The following is a 20892-nucleotide window of genomic DNA, read 5'->3' as shown; positions in this document are numbered from 1 at the left end:
TAAGTACTAAGTTGAGATGATACCTATGAGTAAAAGAAAAACTCTGGCGATAATTGTCGAAAACTTTTGTCAGAGGATGTTTTAAACAGTCGAAATTAGTCAAAAATCATGCTAGTCATCCGATTGTAATACGAATCATGACAAGATGAATGAATGTCTTTGAGGTTTCAGGTAGTCTTTTATAATCCTTTATTTAGATTAAAAAATTGGTGAATTTGACGAAATAATTAGGTTTTCAGCCGATGATGTTGGAAAGAGCGATCGCTCTATGCGTTTATCCAAAACTAGGTAATGGAAAATCAGATTATACAGTAATTTTGTGTCTATTAACTGAAATTTAGTAATAGTTACCTACTTTGAGGGTGTAATGTCTAAAGCAAGTATGGGTGAAAACTGGTTTTTAAAGCTAGGGATGGTTGCGGTTAATGTCAGACATTTAGATTGGTTACTTACATTAGGAATAGCGATCGCATTTCACCCAAATATCGCCATTGGACAAATCACCCCAGATACAACATTACCGAATAATAGCAATGTAAATACACTAAATAACATTACAAATATTACTGGTGGCACGCAAGCAGGAACTAATCTATTTCACAGTTTCAGCGAATTTTCTGTTCTCAAAGATACTACAGCTTACTTTAATAATCCTCCAGATATTCAAAATATTATTAGTCGAGTTACAGGTGGTTCGCAATCAAAAATAGACGGAATTTTGCGGGCGAACGCTACAGCAAATTTATTTTTAATTAATCCTAACGGCATTATTTTTGGAGAAAATGCCCGCTTAGATATTGGTGGTTCATTTATTGCTAGCACAGCAAGTAGCATTAAATTTGCTAATGGTTTTGAGTTCAGTGCTACAACTCCTGAATCTACACCTTTACTAACGATAAATACACCCATTGGCTTGCAATATAAAGTCAATCCAGCCACTATTGAGGTCAAAGGCGACGGTCAAGGTGTAAGGCTCACAGATGAATTGATTGATACAACAAATGCACTGCGAGTGCCAGCTAATCAAACTTTAGCCCTGGTGGGTGGCGATATTTTCTTAGAGGGAGCAACGCTAAAAACAGCAGGAGGAAGGATAGAGTTGGGCAGTGTAGGGGATAACAGTCTAGTTAGTCTCACACCGATAACTAAAGGTTTTGCCTTGAGCTACGATGGAGTGCAAAACTTTGGCAATATTCAACTATCAAAACTTTCAGCGGTAGATGCCAGTGGCGCAGGTAGCGGTGACATCCAAATCCAGGGTAGGCGTGTCACCATAGCCGATGGTTCCCAGATAGAAGCAAGTACTCTGTTAGAAGAACAAGGTGGAAATTTAGTAGTCAATGCTACTGAATTAGTAGAGCTAATTAGTACATCTGCTGATGGTTACTTTTCCAGCGGCTTGCTTGCTTCTGCTTACTCAACCGGGGATGTCGGAAACTTGACAATTAATACTCAAAATTTGGTAGTGCGTGATGGGGCACAAGTAAGTACAGCCACATTTGGTACGGGTAAGGGCGCTTCTTTAACTGTCAATGCTCAAGATGTGCAACTGATTGGTACTACTGCCGATGGTCTTTTTCCCAGTGGCTTATTTGTTTCTACACAATCAACAGGAGATGCCGGAGACTTGACAATTAATACCCAAAATTTGCTGGCGATCGATGGGGCACAGGTAGCTGTATATACATCTGGTGCAGGTAAGGCGGGTTCTTTAACTGTCAATGCTAAAGATGTACAAATGATTGGTACTGTCAATAGTCAGTTTCCCAGTGGCTTGTTCAATTATGCTTACTCAACCGGGGATGCGGGAGACTTGAGGATTAATACCCAAAATTTGCTTGTGCGCGATGGAGCCAATGTTGCTACGCAGACATATAGTGCAGGTAAGACAGGTTCTATAACTGTCAATGCTGAAGATATACAACTAATTGGTAGGAGTCCAAATGGTGACTTTGCCAGTGACTTATCTGTTAACGCTGGTTTAGGGTCAACTGGGGATGCTGGAAATTTGACGATTAATACCCAACGTTTGCTCGTGCGGGATGGGGCATACGTTGATGCCAGCATATACGGTACAGGTAAGGGTGGTTCTTTAACTATCACTGCTAATGATATACAACTGATTGGTACTTCTACTGATGGTCGCTTTAGGAGTGGCTTGTTTACTCAAGCTTATTCAGGAATAACTGGGGATGCCGGAAACTTGACAATTAATACCCAACGTTTGCTTGTGCTAGATGGCGCACAAATAGATGCAGAGACATATGGTACAGGCAAGGGGGGTTTTTTGAATGTCACTGCTAAAGATGTACAACTGATTGGTACTTCTAGTAATGGTTACTTTCCTAGCGGCTTGTTGACTTCTACTCTCTCAACCGGAGATGCAGGAAACTTGACTATTAATACCCAACAGTTGCTTGTGCGGGATGGGGCACTGATAAATACCAGCACATCGGGTACAGGTAAAGGAGGTTCTTTAACTGTCACTGCTAACGATGTGCAACTGATTGGTGAGTCTAGTGATGGTTATTTTAAGAGCCGTTTATTTACTACTGCTGCCGTTGGAACAACTGGCAATGCGGGAGATTTGACAATTAATACTCAATATTTGCTGGTACGGGATGGTGCATTTGTTGATGCCAGTACACAAGGTACAGGTAAAGGAGGTTCTTTAACTGTCAATGCTCAAGATGTGCAACTGATTGGTGTCTCTAGTGATGGGCGCTCTGGCAGTGGTTTGAATACATCTGCTCAGTTAGGGTCAACTGGGGATGCTGGAGACTTGACAATTAATACTCAACAGTTGCTCGTGGGCGATGGGGCACAGGTGGGTGCAACCACATCGGGCGTAGGCAAGGGAGGTTCTTTAACTGTCAATGCCAAAGATGTGCAACTGATTGGTACTACTGCTGATAGTCGGTTTCCCAGTGGCTTGTTTACTACTGCTTACACAGGAGCAACTGGGGATGCAAAGTTTTTGACAATTAATACCCAACAATTGCTTATACGTGATGGGGCAAAAATCAGCGCCGGAACACAGAGTGCAGGTAAAGGGGGTTCTTTAACTGTCAATGCTCAAGATGTGCAATTGATTGGTACGTCTGCTGATGGTAGTTCTAGTAGTGGCTTGTTTGCTTCTACTGAATCAACTGGGGATGCAGGAGATTTAAAGATTAGTAGCGATAAATTACTCGTTCAAGACGGGGCGATAATCACTGTCAGAAGCTCAGGTAAAGGAATTGCAGGGAATTTAAATATTGATGCTGACTTTATCCGTTTGAACAACAAGGCTTCTGTTGATGCTAATACCCAGGCTGTCAACACTGACCCGACTCAAGAACAAGCTACTATTACTTTACGCTCTCAAAATTTACTATTGCTTCGTAATAGTAACATCACCACTAATGCTTCTGGAGAAAATGTCATCGGTGGCAATATCAATATTAATACTGATTTTTTAGTTGCATCTGACAATAGTGATATTAGTGCTAATTCTGCTGACTTTCGAGGTGGTCAGGTGATAATCAATGCCAAAGGAGTATTTGGTACTCAATTTCGTGATGTACTCACCCCAAATAGCGATATCACTGCCACAGGAGCTAATCAGCAGTTGAATGGTACAGTGCAACTCAATACGCCACAACAAGATCCCACAAATGGTTTAGAGGAATTGCCACTAGAAGTAGTGGATGCCTCACAATTAATTAACCAAAACTTCTGTGCCAAAAGAGGTAATAGTAGCTTCACCATCGTTGGACGTGGTGGTTTACCTTCTTCCCCCAACACTGTACTTAACAATAATACAGTTTGGGAAGATTGGCGAGTCATTGCTGTGCCAACACAAGCAGCAGAGTACAGCAGTAAAAGAGATATTGAGAAAAATTCAGCATCCACTACACAGATTGTAGAAGCTCAGGGGTGGGTAGTGAATGCTAAAGGTGAAGTGATACTGACAGCTGCTGCACCGACTCCAAGACCCCACAGCTTGAGGAATTTACTTCAAGGGGCGACAAGCGAGTTAAAGTGCTTGCTGTATAAGCAGCATTGATAAGTGATATCAGGTTCGGTTAAAGACCTGTAGTTAGGACTGATATCATGTCCGCATAATTAGTTATGATTCCCACAGTATTGCACCCCAAAGAGCCAAAGCTACGCTTTGTCTCCCCTCAGAGCCTGCGGGGAGGGGATTAAGGGGTGGGGTTTTTCGGGTTTAATAAGTAATCAAGCGGACATGATATTAACTGTGAACCGTCAACAGTTAACACTCTTCTATGGAATATTTTTGTATTTGCAAGTCTCTAATTGTGTCTGGGTCTTTCTCTCAAGGATGCTAAACCTTTAAATTGAGGGAAGAAGTCACCGGAGCATTTTGAGAATGCAAGTTACAGTTGAACAACTCAAGCAAATACCACTGCTTTCTGGGCTGGAACTACAACAGCTTTTGGCATTACAAGCTCATGCGATGGTCAAGCAATATTTCCCAGGAGAAATCATTTTACATGAGGGTGACCCTTTGCCTGGTCAACTTTTTGCCGTTCTAGGTGGCAGAATTGAAATCAAAAAAATAGCAGCTACGGGCAAAGAAACGATTCTGCGAACACTACCAGCCGGAGAAATATTTGCTGCAACGGCGCTGTTAGAAAATGGCTTTGCGCCAGCAACGGTAGTAGCACAGCAGAACTGCAAAATTCTGATGCTGGAGCGTACTGCTTTACTAGCACTAATTCACCATACTCCAGAAGTGGCTTTGCGGATTATTGCAGTTTTGACAGAGCGTCTCCAGCATCTACATCAAACGGTGCATGGATTAGTTTCAGAACGCGCAATTGTGCGTTTAGCGCAATACCTGAAGTTCTCAGCACTTACAGAAGGAACGGAAGTAACTGAACAGGGAGAATTGTTGCGATCGCGTTTACCATATTATCAAATTGCTCGTAGCATTGGAATTACTTATGAAGAGTGTGTAAGATTGTTCAAGCAAATCCAGTCGAGCGTCCGCTATCATCGAGGCGGAAAAATTTTGGTATTAGACCGAGCGAAGTTAGATGCTCTCGCCCAAGGTGAATATACAATTACTTAAATAATTTTTAATTGACTATGTGTGAAAGTAATTCATACTTTCAATCAGCAACGCCTTTATTTTTCATGGTTGACTTAATAATTTCAAGTTTCAATCCCTAATAGGGATTAAGAAAAATTGTAACATCCACCTTTCCTAATAAATGAATCGGCTATTTTTGTTTCAATCCCTAATAGGGATTAAGAAAAATTGTAACTCAAAGCTGCTAAGGATTTACAAAATGTTGAGTCTGTACGTTTCAATCCCTAATAGGGATTAAGAAAAATTGTAACGCTCGCCGTCCATTAGTGTTGAATCTGCCACTACCGTTTCAATCCCTAATAGGGATTAAGAAAAATTGTAACCACTTCATTTGCACTTAGTTGTAGTTACTAAAGATGTTTCAATCCCTAATAGGGATTAAGAAAAATTGTAACCCCAATGCGTTCGCCTTTGATGGTGAGGTGGAACTAAGGGGTTTCAATCCCTAATAGGGATTAAGAAAAATTGTAACCTTTAAGTCTCTGGTTTCACAGCTAGACTTCCAAAAAGCCTCTCTTGTTTCAATCCCTAATAGGGATTAAGAAAAATTGTAACGCTTAGGGAAGTCGTTGAAGAGATGGTCAAGCAGTTTCAATCCCTAATAGGGATTAAGAAAAATTGTAACCTACAGGCACTACTGCACTTCACCAATCACCTGCGTTTCAATCCCTAATAGGGATTAAGAAAAATTGTAACGCGGGTGAGCGCAAGCTGTTACAAAAGATAGAGCAAGTTTCAATCCCTAATAGGGATTAAGAAAAATTGTAACCCTGATAAATATGAAATTTTTGCTTCAAATCCACGCAGTTTCAATCCCTAATAGGGATTAAGAAAAATTGTAACTCCAGACGTTGAGTATCCGCGTGAAGAATTAGATCCGTTTCAATCCCTAATAGGGATTAAGAAAAATTGTAACAGTCGATAAATATGTTGGTGCGCTCAACCAATGTTTCAATCCCTAATAGGGATTAAGAAAAATTGTAACCAAAGCGTGCTGAAACTATTGCTCGTACCGAGTTGTTTCAATCCCTAATAGGGATTAAGAAAAATTGTAACTCGGTAGTAATACTGCTAAATCTAGCGCAAAACGTTTCAATCCCTAATAGGGATTAAGAAAAATTGTAACCTTGCACAATAGCCTGTACTGTATTGGCTCCTTCTTGGTTTCAATCCCTAATAGGGATTAAGAAAAATTGTAACCAGAGTATCTATGTTGATACGGGTTACTCATCATTTGTGTTTCAATCCCTAATAGGGATTAAGAAAAATTGTAACCTTTGTAAATCCTGCCGTCGTCTGCCTGTACTAAAAGTTTCAATCCCTAATAGGGATTAAGAAAAATTGTAACCGCCAAAGCCTTAAAGCTAATGTGTATTTGGTTTTCAAGGTTCAGTTGCGCGGATGGGTCAATTGTATCACCAGAAAATTTCAATTGATTGACACTAAATCGCTGAAATGCTTTCTGGGCAGGATGCGCGGGTGATTTTGATTTACTTTTGCTTGAAAGGTTTGTGCTGAGAGGAACACAGAGATTTTTGTCAAAGGTTGATTTTCTACACCTACCCATCCGCGCATTTGGATAAAAATTTTGTGGTGTTTGCTGGTCTTTTCACTTTTGACTATGGGCGCTCATCTAACTTTACCTGAGGGTATGCAGTTGCATGAAAAGCGATACAAAAGTTTGCAGCGAACAATTCAGAATATTTATTGCGATCGCCAAGTCATGTTAGATTAAATTTGATTGTTTCGTCAAAACACAAAATTCACAAATAACAATCAAAAAACTCCCTCATCTCCTTCATCCCTCTTATCTCTTCATCTTTGGAACGAAAAAACGAGCTAAAAGTTAAATTTTTTGAAAAACATGTGCATCAACACACCCATTTTGACGAGGCTGTATGCCTTACCAGCTAAAAGTTAGAACCCTAATTGCATATCATTGCCAAAGTAAAAGTTAAAAAAATATGAATTGCATTTTTAGCCCAAAAAAAATGATATGTTGGATACAGAATTGAATTTCGCACGTATCTGGAGTAGTACGACATATTCTGCTCCAGTTTTTCCCCCAAATTCCTTAGTCTTTGTTGCTTTTGACGGGATTTGAGGAGAATTTGAGTACACATTTAAATAACTCCAATTGAGTTTCAAGTGAATCAAAATGCTTGCAGGAAGCAAGTTTTGGCTGAGTACAAAAAAATCCTGAACCCCCATCTCTAAACACTAGAACCCCCATCTCTAAACACTAGAACCCCTACCCGAAAAATTTTTTTTTAATTCTTGTAAAGCTCAAAGAATTAGAGTTTTTCCTATTTGAGTACAAGCTTAATAAATCCAATAAATTCTATCCTAGATAAACGCGTTCCCTGGGTCAAATACGGCTGATATAAATCTTATATCGCCAATTACTTAACGCTCCTACACAAAAAGGCAGCGAAGAGTAAGTGGAGGGATGACATAGCACCATGCCCCAAATAAATAGAAGTCGTGGCTGCAAGCACAATTCTCCCAAGAACCGAACGTTGACACACACCAGCCCAAAATCACAGCCCAAAATCAAATATCTACCGCCTGCCCTACTTGATAACAAGTCGCCTAAACCTAAGCGTTTGCAGGCAGTGTACCAGCCACGACTTCAATTTCCGGGCATAGAGAGTAGCCACTGCATCTCCCACAGTGGCAGCCAAGTCCACCGATCCTTTTGCGAAATTCAATGACACCACCGTCTACACGACTCGTCACCTCCCCCGCCACGGACTCGACAACAACCCAAGCAAAATCCGGTGGTTGCGGCTGCGATAGCAGTACCACCGTGGAAATGGACGAAAAACTCCAAGAACGCATTGCTCAACATCCCTGCTACAGCGAAGACGCCCATCACCATTACGCCCGGATGCACGTTGCAGTTGCTCCTGCCTGTAACATTCAATGCAACTATTGTAACCGCAAATATGATTGTGCCAACGAAAGCCGTCCTGGAGTAGTTAGCGAGTTGCTGACACCAGAAGAAGCAGCACACAAAACTCTGGTAATTGCAGGCAAGATTCCCCAAATGACAGTTTTGGGAATTGCTGGCCCTGGCGACCCACTAGCCAACCCAGAAAAGACTTTCCGCACATTTGAGTTAATTGCACAGCAAGCACCAGATATTAAACTTTGTTTATCTACTAACGGTTTAATGCTCTCGGAATACATCGATCGCATTAAACAGTTAAATATAGATCACGTGACGATCACCATCAACATGGTAGATCCAGAAATCGGTGCTAAGATTTACCCCTGGGTTCACTACAAACGCAAACGTTACAGAGGCATCGAAGGGGCAAAACTGCTGCACGAAAAGCAGATGGAAGGATTGCAAGCCTTAAAAGAAGCTGATATCTTGTGTAAAGTCAACTCCGTAATGATTCCCGGAATTAACGACAAACACTTGATTGAAGTCAATCGCGTCATTCGTGAAAAAGGTGCATTCCTGCATAACATCATGCCCTTGATTTCTGCACCAGAACACGGCACACACTTTGGTTTAATCGGTCAACGCGGCCCCACACCCAAAGAACTTAAAGAACTCCAAGACAGCTGCTCCGGTAACATGAAAATGATGCGTCACTGTCGCCAGTGCCGTGCCGATGCAGTGGGATTATTGGGAGAAGACCGCAGCCAGGAATTTACCAAAGATAAATTCTTGGAAATGGCCCCAGAATATAACCTAGAAATGCGCCAAGAAGTTCACGAAGGTATTGAGAAATTTAAACAAGAAATTAAAGCAGCCAAAGAAAAGGCACTAGCTGGCAAAAAAGTTGCCAACAACCCCAAAATCTTAGTTGCAGTAGCAACCAAAGGTGGCGGTTTAGTTAACCAGCACTTCGGTCACGCCAAAGAATTCCAAATTTACGAAGTAGATGGTAATGAAGTTCGCTTTATCAGTCATCGCAAAATCGATCAATATTGCCAAGGTGGATACGGCGAAGAAGCTTCCTTTGAGCATATTATGAAAGTGATCGCAGATTGCAAAGCAGTTTTAGTTTCCAAAATTGGTAACTGCCCCAAAGAAAAATTGCAAGAAGCTGGAATAGAGACTGTTGAAGCTTACGACGTAATTGAGAAGGTTGCTTTGGAGTTTTACGAACAATGGAATAGGGAATAGGGAATAGGGCATGGGGCATAGGGAGATGAAGGAGTGTGGGGAAAATAACTATTAACTCTTGACTCCTAACTCCTAACTCCTAACTTAGCACTCACCATACCCAATACCCAATGCCCAATGCCCAATGCCCCATGCCCAATGCCCCATCTACAAAAAGGAGAATAATCATGGCTTACAAAATCACTAGCCAATGTATTTCCTGTGATTTGTGTCTGTCTGTATGTCCTACCGGTGCAATCAAAATAGTTGATGGCGATCGCTGGATAGATCCCGAACTTTGCACAAACTGTGTTGGTAGCATTCATACAGTGCCTCAGTGTAAAGCTGGTTGTCCCACCTGCGACGGTTGCGTGAAACAGCCTGCTGATTATTGGGAAGGCTGGTTTGCCAATTACAATCGCGTCCTTGCAAAATTAACTAATAAACAAGATTACTGGGAACGTTGGTTTAACTGCTATTCTCAGAAGTACTCTGAACAATTACAAAAACGTCAACCCCGCACAATGGGAGTAGAAGCCTAATAAGATAATTCGTAATTCGTAATGCAAAATTCAACTCAAAAATTACGAATTGTTGAAGCTTAAAAGTTAAAGGGTAACGGGTATCAGGTTAGAGGGTCAAAAGATTGGTAATTATCCCTCATTCCCTATTCCCCACATTGCTAATTATTCTGATATCAAATTACAAACAATGGAAAAGAACTGCATCTATCTCGATAATAATGCTACTACCAAGGTAGATCCGCAAGTTGTAGAGGCAATGCTGCCTTACCTGACGGACTTTTACGGCAATCCCTCTAGTATGCATACCTTTGGCGGACAACTTGCCAAAGGCGTGAAAACAGCCAGAGAACAATTAGCAGCCTTGTTGGGAGCCGATGAGTCAGAGATTGTCTATACTAGCTGCGGAACTGAGGGAGATAACGCCGCCATTCGCGCTGCATTGTTAGCGCAACCAGAAAAGCGACACATTATTACTACCCAAGTAGAACATCCAGCAGTACTGAATGTCTGCAAACAATTGGAAACCCAAGGTTACAACGTTACCTACCTTTCGGTGAATAATCAAGGGCAGTTGGATCTCAATGAACTAGAAGCTTCCTTGACTGGTAACACGGCGTTGGTAACAATTATGTACGCCAACAACGAAACCGGTACGGTTTTCCCCATTGAGCAGATTGGGTTACGAGTAAAAGAGCATGGCGCTCTCTTCCACGTTGATGCAGTGCAAGCAGTGGGTAAAATTCCCATGAATATGAAGAATAGCACTGTGGATATGTTAACGCTGTCTGGTCACAAGCTACACGCACCCAAAGGCATTGGTGCTTTGTATGTGCGGCGCGGTGTCAGATTCCGTCCTTTGTTGCTTGGCGGACACCAAGAACGCGGACGCAGGGCGGGAACAGAGAATGTTCCGGGAATTATTGGCTTGGGTAAAGCTGCGGAACTAGAACTGTTACACTTAGAAGAAGCGACAAAAAGAGAAAGAAGGCTGCGCGATCGCCTAGAACAAACTTTACTCGCCACCATTCCCGATTGTGTAGTTAATGGTGACCCTACGCAGAGATTACCCAACACCACCAATATCGGCTTCAAGTACATCGAAGGTGAAGCAATTCTACTGTTATTGAACAAATTCGGTATCTGTGCCTCATCTGGTTCTGCCTGTACCTCTGGTTCCCTGGAACCTTCCCACGTCCTCCGGGCAATGGGCTTACCCTACACCACCTTGCATGGTTCCATCCGCTTCAGCCTTTCTCGCTACACCACAGAAGCTGAAATCGATAAAGTTATCGAAGTCATGCCCGGTATTGTAGAACGTCTACGCGCCCTCTCACCCTTCAAAAATGACGACGCAGGTTGGTTGCAAGGACAAGAACAAGCACTGGCACATCGTTAGGGACTGGGGACTAGGAATTTTAGATTTTGGATTTGCGATTTTGAATTGGAATTCAATCTAAAATCCAAAATCCAAAATCCAAAATTGAATTGCCCAATCCTCCAATCTAAAATCCAAAATCTAAAATCTAAAATCGCTCATGTGGGACTACACAGATAAAGTATTAGAACTGTTTTACAATCCCCAAAACCAGGGGGAAATTGAAGAAGTTAGCGAACCTGGTGTTAAGGTTGCAACGGGGGAAGTCGGTAGCATTGCTTGTGGTGATGCTCTGAGATTGCACCTCAAGGTTGAGGTAGAATCTGATAAGATTCTGGATGCTCGTTTTCAAACCTTTGGCTGCACAAGTGCGATCGCTTCTTCTAGTGCATTAACCGAAATGGTCAAAGGTTTGACTTTAGATGAAGCTTTGAAAGTGTCCAACAAAGACATTGCAGATTACTTGGGTGGTTTACCAGAAGCCAAAATGCACTGCTCTGTTATGGGACAAGAAGCTTTAGAAGCAGCAATCTATAATTATCGTGGCATTCCTTTAGATAGCCACGATGACGATGATGAAGGCGCATTAGTTTGTAGCTGTTTTGGTATTAGCGAATCCAAGATTCGTCGCGTGATTTTAGAAAATAATCTCACTGATGCCGAACAAGTAACAAATTATGTAAAAGCTGGTGGCGGATGCGGTTCCTGTCTGGCGAATATTGATGATATTATTAAATCAGTCAGACAAGAAGCAATCGCACCGGATCTCAACAATTACGGCGTCAAAGTTGCCACAGAAATTGTTACTTCTAAAGAGCGATCGCTAACCAACGTTCAAAAAATTGCCCTCATTCAAAAAGTTCTCGACGAAGAAGTTAGACCCGTTTTAATTGCAGACGGAGGAGATGTAGAACTGTATGATGTAGAAGGCGATCGCGTGAAAGTAATTTTGCAAGGTGCTTGTGGTTCTTGCTCCAGTAGCACAGCAACCTTGAAAATTGCGATCGAAGCCAGATTACAAGATCGTGTCAGCAAAAACCTTGTAGTCGAAGCAGTTTAGAAATTCCTGTAGAGTTTACGTACTCTACAAATACGCCCGAATAAGCATCAGCTAACAACAAAAAGTAGGATTGGACTTGAATAATTGTCTCCACTCAATGTTTCATACCAATTCGTCAACAGAAAGTTCCAGATTGAAATGAGCAAATCTAAATCAAATCTAACTTTCTTCATTACGAATTACGAATTGGTATCAGTCCTACTAACAACAGCATATAGGCGAAAATAGTCAAGCGCCTAATTGCAAATTCCGTCATTCAACTCGCTTCAAAGGAGACAAACATGAGTACATTGTACGAAAAAATTGGCGGAAAACCTACTATTGAGAAAGTAGTAGATGAGCTTCACAAACGCATTCTTGCAGATAACAGCCTCAAGGGTTTTTTCGCTAACACAGACATGGTAAAGCAACGTAATCATCAGATTACTTTCTTTTCTCAAATATTTGAAGGGCCAAAGGAATACGGCGGCCGTGCGATGGACAAAACCCACACAGGTATGGCACTACAACAGTCACACTTCGATGCGATCGTCAAACACCTGAGTGAATCAATGGCTGTAGCTGGAGTATCCGCAGATGATACAAAAGCTGCACTAGATCGCGTCTCAAACTTGAAACCCGCTATTTTGAACAAATAATCGGACTTAAACATTAATTGTTGACGAATATTTAGGTCAATTCCTACTAAGTTTTGGAAGCTGAAACACATGACGACGTATTTGTAAATTGCGTAATCTCTTAGTCATTAGTCAAATGACTAATGACTAGGACAAAAGACAAATTACCAATAATTATTTAAGCTTACAAACGTCCGGATTTCTCAGTGGAATTAATCCAAAATCCAAAATCTAAAATCTAAAATTGCCTGTCCAAAAGAAAACAAATTTAACGAGGAAGTATATGCAGGTACTTATTTATGTTTTTACTGTGGAGCGATCGCCACCAGCGATGTTCTACAAACCCTCACAGCCATAGCTCCGACAGGCGTGAGATCCTCAAACAAAAAAGACCCACCAACCAACCAATTGCAGGAAAACAAGAACAATGACTGACGAAAATATTAGACAGATAGCTTTCTACGGTAAAGGTGGTATCGGTAAATCTACCACCTCCCAAAACACCCTCGCAGCTATGGCAGAAATGGGTCAGCGCATCATGATTGTGGGTTGCGACCCCAAAGCTGACTCCACCCGTTTGATGCTCCACAGTAAAGCTCAAACCACAGTTCTTCACCTAGCTGCTGAACGTGGTGCAGTAGAAGATTTAGAACTCGAAGAAGTAATGCTCACCGGTTTCCGTGGTGTTAAGTGCGTGGAGTCTGGTGGTCCAGAACCCGGTGTAGGTTGCGCCGGTCGTGGTATCATCACCGCCATTAACTTCTTGGAAGAAGCTGGTGCTTACCAAGACCTAGACTTCGTATCTTACGACGTATTGGGTGACGTTGTGTGCGGTGGTTTTGCTATGCCTATCCGTGAAGGTAAAGCACAAGAAATCTACATCGTTACATCTGGTGAAATGATGGCGATGTACGCTGCTAACAACATCGCTCGTGGTATTTTGAAATATGCTCACTCCGGTGGCGTGCGTTTGGGTGGTTTGATTTGTAACAGCCGTAAAGTTGACCGGGAAATCGAATTGATCGAAACTTTGGCTGAACGTTTGAACACTCAAATGATTCACTTCGTACCCCGCGACAACATCGTTCAACACGCAGAATTACGCCGGATGACTGTTAACGAATACGCACCCGACAGCGCACAAGGTAACGAATACCGCGCACTAGCTAAGAAGATCATCAACAACGACAAGCTCACAATCCCCACACCAATCGAAATGGATGAGCTAGAAGCATTGTTGGTTGAATTCGGTATTCTTGATGATGATACCAAGCACGCAGACATCATCGGTAAAACCGCTGCTGAAGCACCTGTTAAGTAAACTCTGATGTAGAAAAAGGGAAAGGAAACAATTGCATAATTTACCTTTTACCTTCTTTCTACCGATTACCTGTATCCCCCAAGGGGACTGCAAGTCCCCAACCCCACAGGGGACGAAGTTCCCCTTCCTATCCCCGTTCCTTAGGAGCTAGAGAGGCAAAAATGACTCCTCCAGAAAATCAAAACATCATCGAAGAAAGAAAAGAACTAATTAAGGAAGTACTAAGCGCTTATCCCGAAAAAGCAGCTAAAAAACGGGAAAAGCACCTAAACGTATACGAAGAAGGTAAGAGCGATTGCGGCGTTAAATCTAACATCAAATCTCTTCCTGGTGTAATGACCGCTCGTGGTTGTGCTTACGCCGGTTCTAAAGGTGTGGTTTGGGGCCCTATTAAGGACATGATCCACATCAGCCACGGCCCTGTAGGTTGCGGTTACTGGTCTTGGTCTGGTCGTCGTAACTACTACATTGGTACTACAGGTGTAGACACCTTTGGTACTATGCACTTCACCTCTGACTTCCAAGAACGCGATATCGTGTTCGGTGGTGACAAGAAACTCACCAAGCTGATCCAAGAATTGGAAGTTCTTTTCCCTCTCAACCGTGGTGTTTCCATTCAATCTGAATGTCCCATCGGTCTAATCGGGGATGACATCGAAGCAGTAGCTCGGAACACATCCAAAGAAATTGGCAAGCCAGTTGTTCCCGTTCGTTGCGAAGGTTTCCGGGGTGTTTCTCAGTCCTTGGGTCACCACATCGCTAACGACATGGTGCGTGACTGGGTGTTCACCAGAGCCGACAAAGAGAAAAAAGAAGGCAAATTACAATTCGAGTCTACTCCTTACGACGTAGCAATCATCGGTGACTACAACATCGGTGGTGATGCTTGGGCGAGCCGGATTCTGTTAGAAGAACTGGGCTTGCGCGTAGTTGCTCAGTGGTCTGGTGATGGTACAATCAACGAAATGTTGATGACACCGAACGTGAAGATGAACTTGATTCACTGCTACCGTTCGATGAACTACATCAGCCGTCACATGGAAGAAGCTTATGGGATACCCTGGTTGGAGTACAATTTCTTCGGCCCCACCAAGATAGCTGAATCCTTACGGGAAATCGCTTCTAAATTTGACTCCAAGATCCAAGAAAACGCTGAGAAAATCATCGCTAAATATCAGCCTACAATGGATGCGATCGTTAACAAGTATCGCCCCCGTTTGGAAGGTAAGACCGTTGCGATGATGGTTGGTGGTTTGCGTCCTCGCCACGTTGTACCCGCTTTCCAAGATTTGGGTATGAAGATGGTTGGTACAGGTTATGAGTTCGCTCACAACGACGACTACAAACGTACCACCCACTACATCGAAAACGGCACCATCGTTTACGATGACGTAACTGCTTATGAATTCGAGGAATTTGTAAAAGCACTCAAACCAGATTTAATTGCTTCTGGTGTCAAAGAGAAGTACGTCTTCCAAAAGATGGGTCTACCCTTCCGCCAAATGCACTCCTGGGATTACTCCGAACCTGGCGATCGTACTTCAAACTGAATTAAATCAATGTTTTTTTTAGCTGTCGAATAAAAAAGAGCCTATTTCTAGCCTAAATGCAAGTTATAGGATTATTCACTAACACTCTTTTTTAATGCTTCAGACAGTATAACTCTTATGTAATCTGGTTTTTAGATTTGAAAAGCATTTTGCTCAAAGAAAAACTGTTAAATAAAAGACTATTTTAAATGACGATTTTTTAGATTAAATGGGGCGATCGCTTTTGTGGGATAAGGAGGTAGGCGATCAGGTTCTAGGAAGATGGACGAGATGCAATTGCCTCGCTTCGGAGGAGCAATCGCACTAACTACCTAACTCATTGGTTGTAAGTAACCTCTTGCATATTATAGTAGTCTTATAGTGCTTAAGCTATACTTTCATCTCGATATCATACTTATGATCGCTAAACGAGTGATGAAGATGTATTTCCTCATAACTGTAGAAGTTAAAAACGGATTCAGCGTCAAAATTTAGTAACGTGGATCGTAATCATCTCTCCAATCCCCACCCAGATATAGACCCCCATACTCTAATGAATTACCATAATTTGTTAATAACGATACTTCATTAGAAAACGTAAATCCAAGCTTTTCCCGCCATGCTTGAAGCACTTCATATTCAATTTTTCCATCAAAGTACAACACCCTAGCTGCTTCAAGAAAAGAGTCTACAATTTGCTTATAAGGTGCTAAGGTTATTTCTTCTGAACGGTTCAATAAGTAAACTATAGCGTCTGGAATGTGTATCAGTCTGTTAAACTGTGACTGATTTAATCTAAAGACTTGGGTATTTACTCGTAATTCATATTCATTATTTAAAATAGTAATTAATTCTGATATTGTACCTGTCTTTGGACTAGCGAAAAAATTGCCAACTTTAGCAGAGTTCATAATATTTGCTTAAACAGTGAGACTGGTGATGGACTGGCACTAAATAAAAGTGTATTTCTGTCAAAGCTTCATGAATCATGAAGTTTATCAACTTTGGAAGTTATATCAATTTTTGGTATTTGAGTATCGTTCAGGAAATCTATGCTTATGAAGAGAATACCCAAAAATCCTGCTTTATACTCACCTAATTATACTGAGATTTGCTGAATATATAAAAGAGTCGTAGGGTGCGTTGTCCCGTAGTGCAACGCACCACATAAATCATGGGCATCCTAAAAACAAATGTCATCTCCTCATGTCCATGTCCAACTACCGCAGACTACATATTTCTGGAGCTACTTACTTCATCACCCAAGTTACTTACCAACGACAACCTTGGCTTTGCTCTGATATCGGACGTACTGCTGTTCGTGCTGCCCTTGGGCATGTCAGAAAAAATTATCCTTTTTCCATTGATGCATTTGTTCTTTTGCCCGATCATTTTCATACTTTATGGACTCTACCTACGGGAGATAGTAATCTATCGATGCGAATGCTTTTGATCAAACGTTTTGTGACTAAATACTACGGGCATCAGCTAGGGCTTGATGTGGCTATTTCCCGTTCACGAGAAAAGCGAAAAGAAGGAAATTTATGGCAACGCCGCTTTTGGGAGCATCTAATTAGAGACGATGTTGATTTTGCCAATCATTGTGACTACATTCACTATAATCCTGTACGGCATCAACTCTGTGAATTACCACAACAATGGGCTTTTTCGAGTGTTCATCGTTTTATCGAGCAGAACATTTACTCGTTAGATTGGGGTAGCAGTGGTGAGGTTCAACTTGTGTCTGATATTTGGGATGTTTGAAATGATGGTGCGTTGCGCTTCGCGACAACACACCCTACTGAATTATGGGTGATGAGGGGATGCGATCGCATTAAATTGTTACTACTTCAATTAACAATCCTGGTACTTTGCTGAAATCCGGATGATTGCGAGTTAACAAAATTAATTTACGGGATAGAGCGATGCCTACGGTGGGCTACATCAACGCACTAAAATCATGCTTAGTTTTGTCAGTTGGTTGAACTGCGATCGCTTCTATACTTCTGTTTCAATACCTTGTTGTGCTGCTGATTCTAAAACTTTTTGGTGCTGTTCTTTGTACTGAATAAGGTGAGGATATTGCTTTTGAAGTTCAATGTAGTAATTTACCAATTGATCGGGATTGTGTTCATTTTCCTGAGATATTATGTGCCGAATTTTACGTATTTGGCTGATTGCTTCATCATTCTTCGTCATTTTGCGCCCCTATTAACTCTAATGGCGTAACCAGTGTTGGAACGTATAACCCCAGCATAACGTTCAGCCGTCGGATATGCCCAAATTTATTGGCATTTGCTAAGTGACGACAATTCCAAGTCAACAGAAAATCACATTTATGGTACGAAGCTAGGGCAAGATGTAGTGCATCTCCAAGTGGATCTTTAGGCATCAGTTGTTGCTGAATATACACTTCAACGATTTGGGCGATCGCAGATTCAATTGGGATAAATAACAAGTCAGTAATCAATTCTATTGCCTCGCTCTTTTGAGGAAAGTTACCTCGATTCAATTCATCCAGTACCGCAAGGCTGGTTACAAGCATATAGTTGTCACTTGCATAGCTCCACCATTCCCGTGTCCACTCTCGCCGCGCCACCATATCAGGTTCAGTACGTACCTCGTAATAAAAACTGGGAATAGAAGTTTCAATATAAACTTTTGGTTTCATTAAAGTAAGGAGTGAGATAAATGAAAAGCTTAACCGTCTTTGTTAATGCGTGATACTCCCATCTTACCGTTATTAATTAACCACCGAACTCAATCATGTTCGGTTTCGTAAGGCCAGTTTAATGGCGTAGGTGTAGCTCGTCGCAGACATCGCCTTTACTCGATAACCAGCTTGCGATCGCTTCTAAATGGCGATCGCTATCCTATATTTAGTTTTTTCACAAATCAAATAGGACTACTGTATGATATTTGACACTTAGTTTTACTTTATCCATGACAATTTTGACTGTAGAAATTCTATGCTCAGAAGCTGCCATATTTTCAGCAGCCGAGTCTTTACATCCAGAACCTTTGTTATATGGTGTGACTGATGGTAAGGCTGTCGGGACATACTTGGAACAAAAATTTAGACTTTATCTCAAGGAACGGTATGAGTTTGTAGAGGGTAATTCTGCAAGTGGTATTGACTTTCCAGGGTTACTTGTAGATGTGAAGGTAACAAGCATTCGACAACCACAATCATCATGTCCTTTCAAATCTGCACGACAAAAGATATTTGGGCTTGGGTATTCGCTGCTGATTTTCGTCTACGATAAAACAGACAATAGCACTAACCGCACAGCAACCTTAAATATTTTGCATACTATTTATGTAAGTGCCGAAAGAACCGCAGATTTTCAAATGACTCGTGGAATTCGCAATATCATAGCAAACGAAGGTAATAAAGATGATTTAATTGCTTTCATGCTCGATCGCAATTTACCCGTTGATGAAATTGAGGCAAGCAACATCGCCGATGAGATTATGAGCAATCCACCTGTACAGGGTTTTCTGACTATTTCCAATGCTTTGCAATGGCGGCTCCAGTATGGAAGAGTGATAGAACGTGCTGGTCAAGAAGATGGTATAATTTCTGTTTACAAAATCAATCCATGACTCATACTGCACATAAAACAAAGATAGAGTACGGAGATTTTCAGACACCATTAGAATTAGCTAACAAAGTATGTAAAAAGCTAGTTGAACTTGGCATAACACCAGATATTATAGTTGAGCCAACGTGTGGAGTTGGTAATTTTATTGAAGCAGTATTAGATTCATTTCAATCACCAAATAAAATTTTTGGAGTTGAAATCAATCGTAATTATTTAAATCAAGCTCAAACGAAAGCTAAATTTGTTAATTATAAAAAAATTGAAATTATATATGGGGATTTTTTTAAATTTGATTGGTCATCAATTATAGAAAACTCAAATGATGAAATCTTAGTAATTGGTAATTTACCTTGGGTAACAAACTCGCAGCAAGGTAGCATTGATGGAAATAATTTACCAAATAAGAGTAATTTCCAAAACTATTCTGGTTTAGATGCAATTACAGGTAAGAGTAATTTTGATATATCTGAATGGATGTTAATTCAGGTTGTGCAATGGCTACAAAAGCGTGAAGGTTATTTAGCGATTTTATGTAAGAGTTCTGTTGCTAGGAAAATATTAACTTATATTAGTTCTCAAAAATTACATCTTGCTTACTGTGCAACTTATAAAATAGATACAAAAAAATATTTTGATGCTACTGTTGACGCGTGTTTACTGTTATGTAAATTTGATTCAAGTTCACAAAATTATTTCTGTGATGTATTCAGCAGCCTTGAAAGTTCTAATTATTATCGAATAGGTTATTGGAATAATGTACTTGTCAGAGATATTATTACATTTGAAAAACTACAAAATCTATACGATAAAAAATCAAAAATAAAATGGCGCTCTGGCATTAAACATGATTGCGCGAGTGTGATGGAATTTCGCAAAATTAACAACACTCTGATTAATGGATTGGGAGAAGCTGCCGATATTGAAGAAACATATCTATTTCCTTTGCTTAAAGGTTCCTATGTTGCTCAAAATAAAACCAAAGTTACTGATAGATATGTTTTAGTAACTCAAAGATTTGTGGGTGAACCTATCGAACATATTAAAGATTCTGCTCCTAAAACTTGGAACTATCTAGAAGCATATTCACAATACCTAGACAAAAGAAAAAGTAAGATTTATCAAGATAACCCTCGATTTTCGATTTTTGGTGTAGGTTCGTATACTTTTGCACCTTGGAAAATTGCAATCTGTGGACTTTACAAGAAATTGGACTTTAGATTGATAGGTCAGATAGGAGAAAAACCTGCGGTTTTTGATGATACAGTTTACTTTATTAGCTTTGATGATGAAAAAGTTGCATATAAAACTTTTGAACTTTTGACTTCTTCAATAGCAAAAGACTTTTATTCGTCTCTAATTTTTTGGGACGAAAAGCGCCCAATCAAGTCTAGTATTTTAAATAAATTAAACTTGGCAGCTTTAGCAGAAACACCACTTTGATTTGATAGACTCATGTTAGCATTTTATACCTACGCATTGTTGTAGTGTATAAACTATTTAGACTTAAATAGATATTATGCAGAGCAACAAGATTTTATCTCAATACAGTTTGGTTAAACATTACTCTCTTATCTCTGCGTTTTCTGGGCTTGGAGCGGTTTGTTAAAAAAAATTGATTCGACAAAAATCTATAGGCT

Annotated in this window: 16 protein-coding genes and 1 CRISPR repeat array; of the genes, 13 read left to right on the top strand and 3 right to left on the bottom strand. The window is 40.8% G+C overall.

Features of this window, described 5'->3' with window-relative positions; all coding sequences use genetic code 11:
* Positions 1 to 367: 367 nt before the first annotated feature.
* The 10 genes from GNE10_RS03540 to nifD all read left to right on the top strand — a co-directional run bounded on the left by GNE10_RS03540 (position 368) and on the right by nifD (position 15671).
* The gene (locus GNE10_RS03540; protein WP_185563672.1) at positions 368 to 4048 is read left to right on the top strand and encodes a filamentous hemagglutinin N-terminal domain-containing protein; all 3681 of its coding nucleotides are present in this window, start codon (positions 368 to 370) and stop codon (positions 4046 to 4048) included.
* A gap of 327 nt (positions 4049 to 4375) precedes the next feature.
* A complete protein-coding gene (locus tag GNE10_RS03535) occupies positions 4376 to 5080 on the top strand; it encodes a Crp/Fnr family transcriptional regulator (protein WP_185563671.1) in 705 nt (234 codons plus the stop codon).
* A gap of 87 nt (positions 5081 to 5167) precedes the next feature.
* Positions 5168 to 6450: a CRISPR direct-repeat array (repeat unit 37 nt; unit sequence GTTTCAATCCCTAATAGGGATTAAGAAAAATTGTAAC).
* Between the two features lie 1361 nt (positions 6451 to 7811).
* Complete coding sequence (nifB, locus tag GNE10_RS03530; protein ID WP_185563670.1) at positions 7812 to 9245, top strand: nitrogenase cofactor biosynthesis protein NifB; 1434 nt, start codon at positions 7812 to 7814, stop codon at positions 9243 to 9245.
* Positions 9246 to 9412: 167 nt separating this feature from the next.
* Positions 9413 to 9766 carry a 4Fe-4S binding protein gene (locus GNE10_RS03525; RefSeq protein ID WP_185563669.1) on the top strand — a complete coding sequence of 118 codons (354 nt, stop codon included), beginning with the start codon at positions 9413 to 9415 and terminating at the stop codon, positions 9764 to 9766.
* A 169-nt stretch (positions 9767 to 9935) separates the two neighbouring features.
* Positions 9936 to 11144, top strand: a complete 1209-nt coding sequence (gene nifS, locus GNE10_RS03520; RefSeq protein WP_185563668.1) for a cysteine desulfurase NifS — start codon at positions 9936 to 9938, stop codon at positions 11142 to 11144.
* Positions 11145 to 11283: 139 nt separating this feature from the next.
* The gene (gene nifU / locus GNE10_RS03515; protein WP_185563667.1) at positions 11284 to 12183 is read left to right on the top strand and encodes a Fe-S cluster assembly protein NifU; all 900 of its coding nucleotides are present in this window, start codon (positions 11284 to 11286) and stop codon (positions 12181 to 12183) included.
* A 281-nt stretch (positions 12184 to 12464) separates the two neighbouring features.
* Positions 12465 to 12821 carry a group 1 truncated hemoglobin gene (locus GNE10_RS03510; RefSeq protein WP_185563666.1) on the top strand — a complete coding sequence of 119 codons (357 nt, stop codon included), beginning with the start codon at positions 12465 to 12467 and terminating at the stop codon, positions 12819 to 12821.
* Positions 12822 to 13099: 278 nt separating this feature from the next.
* Positions 13100 to 13231: a hypothetical protein gene (locus tag GNE10_RS35745; RefSeq protein ID WP_260446791.1), complete on the top strand. Its 132-nt coding sequence runs from the start codon at positions 13100 to 13102 to the stop codon at positions 13229 to 13231.
* Positions 13228 to 14121 (top strand): nitrogenase iron protein, encoded by an 894-nt coding sequence (gene nifH / locus GNE10_RS03505; protein WP_185563665.1) that lies wholly within the window; start codon positions 13228 to 13230, stop codon positions 14119 to 14121. The genes GNE10_RS35745 and nifH overlap by 4 nt, the downstream gene beginning before the upstream one ends.
* A gap of 161 nt (positions 14122 to 14282) precedes the next feature.
* A complete protein-coding gene (gene nifD / locus GNE10_RS03500; protein WP_185563664.1) occupies positions 14283 to 15671 on the top strand; it encodes a nitrogenase molybdenum-iron protein alpha chain in 1389 nt (462 codons plus the stop codon).
* 470 nt (positions 15672 to 16141) lie between these two features.
* Here the strand turns inward: nifD and GNE10_RS03495 are convergent, their stop codons facing one another.
* The gene (locus tag GNE10_RS03495) at positions 16142 to 16561 is read right to left on the bottom strand and encodes a hypothetical protein (RefSeq protein WP_185563663.1); all 420 of its coding nucleotides are present in this window, start codon (positions 16559 to 16561) and stop codon (positions 16142 to 16144) included.
* A 295-nt stretch (positions 16562 to 16856) separates the two neighbouring features.
* Between GNE10_RS03495 and GNE10_RS03490 the strand changes: the two genes are divergently transcribed.
* Positions 16857 to 17414, top strand: a complete 558-nt coding sequence (locus GNE10_RS03490) for an REP-associated tyrosine transposase (RefSeq protein ID WP_260446788.1) — start codon at positions 16857 to 16859, stop codon at positions 17412 to 17414.
* Positions 17415 to 17648: 234 nt separating this feature from the next.
* Here GNE10_RS03490 and GNE10_RS03485 read toward each other — a convergent pair whose 3' ends face one another.
* Entirely contained in the window at positions 17649 to 17849 is a 201-nt protein-coding gene (locus tag GNE10_RS03485; protein WP_185563662.1) for a hypothetical protein, read from the bottom strand.
* Positions 17836 to 18321, bottom strand: coding sequence for a type II toxin-antitoxin system VapC family toxin (locus GNE10_RS03480; protein ID WP_185563661.1), 486 nt, complete (start codon positions 18319 to 18321; stop codon positions 17836 to 17838). The genes GNE10_RS03485 and GNE10_RS03480 overlap by 14 nt, the downstream gene beginning before the upstream one ends.
* Positions 18322 to 18593: 272 nt before the next feature.
* Between GNE10_RS03480 and GNE10_RS03475 the strand changes: the two genes are divergently transcribed.
* Positions 18594 to 19256: a restriction endonuclease gene (locus tag GNE10_RS03475; RefSeq protein WP_185563660.1), complete on the top strand. Its 663-nt coding sequence runs from the start codon at positions 18594 to 18596 to the stop codon at positions 19254 to 19256.
* The gene (locus GNE10_RS03470; RefSeq protein WP_185563659.1) at positions 19253 to 20695 is read left to right on the top strand and encodes an rRNA adenine N-6-methyltransferase family protein; all 1443 of its coding nucleotides are present in this window, start codon (positions 19253 to 19255) and stop codon (positions 20693 to 20695) included. The genes GNE10_RS03475 and GNE10_RS03470 overlap by 4 nt, the downstream gene beginning before the upstream one ends.
* The last annotated feature ends 197 nt before the right edge of the window (positions 20696 to 20892 follow it).

The sequence above is a fragment of the Nostoc sp. 2RC genome, from assembly GCF_014222165.1.
Lineage (GTDB): Bacteria > Cyanobacteriota > Cyanobacteriia > Cyanobacteriales > Nostocaceae > Nostoc > Nostoc linckia.
This window is presented reverse-complemented; position numbering and strand designations above follow the sequence as displayed.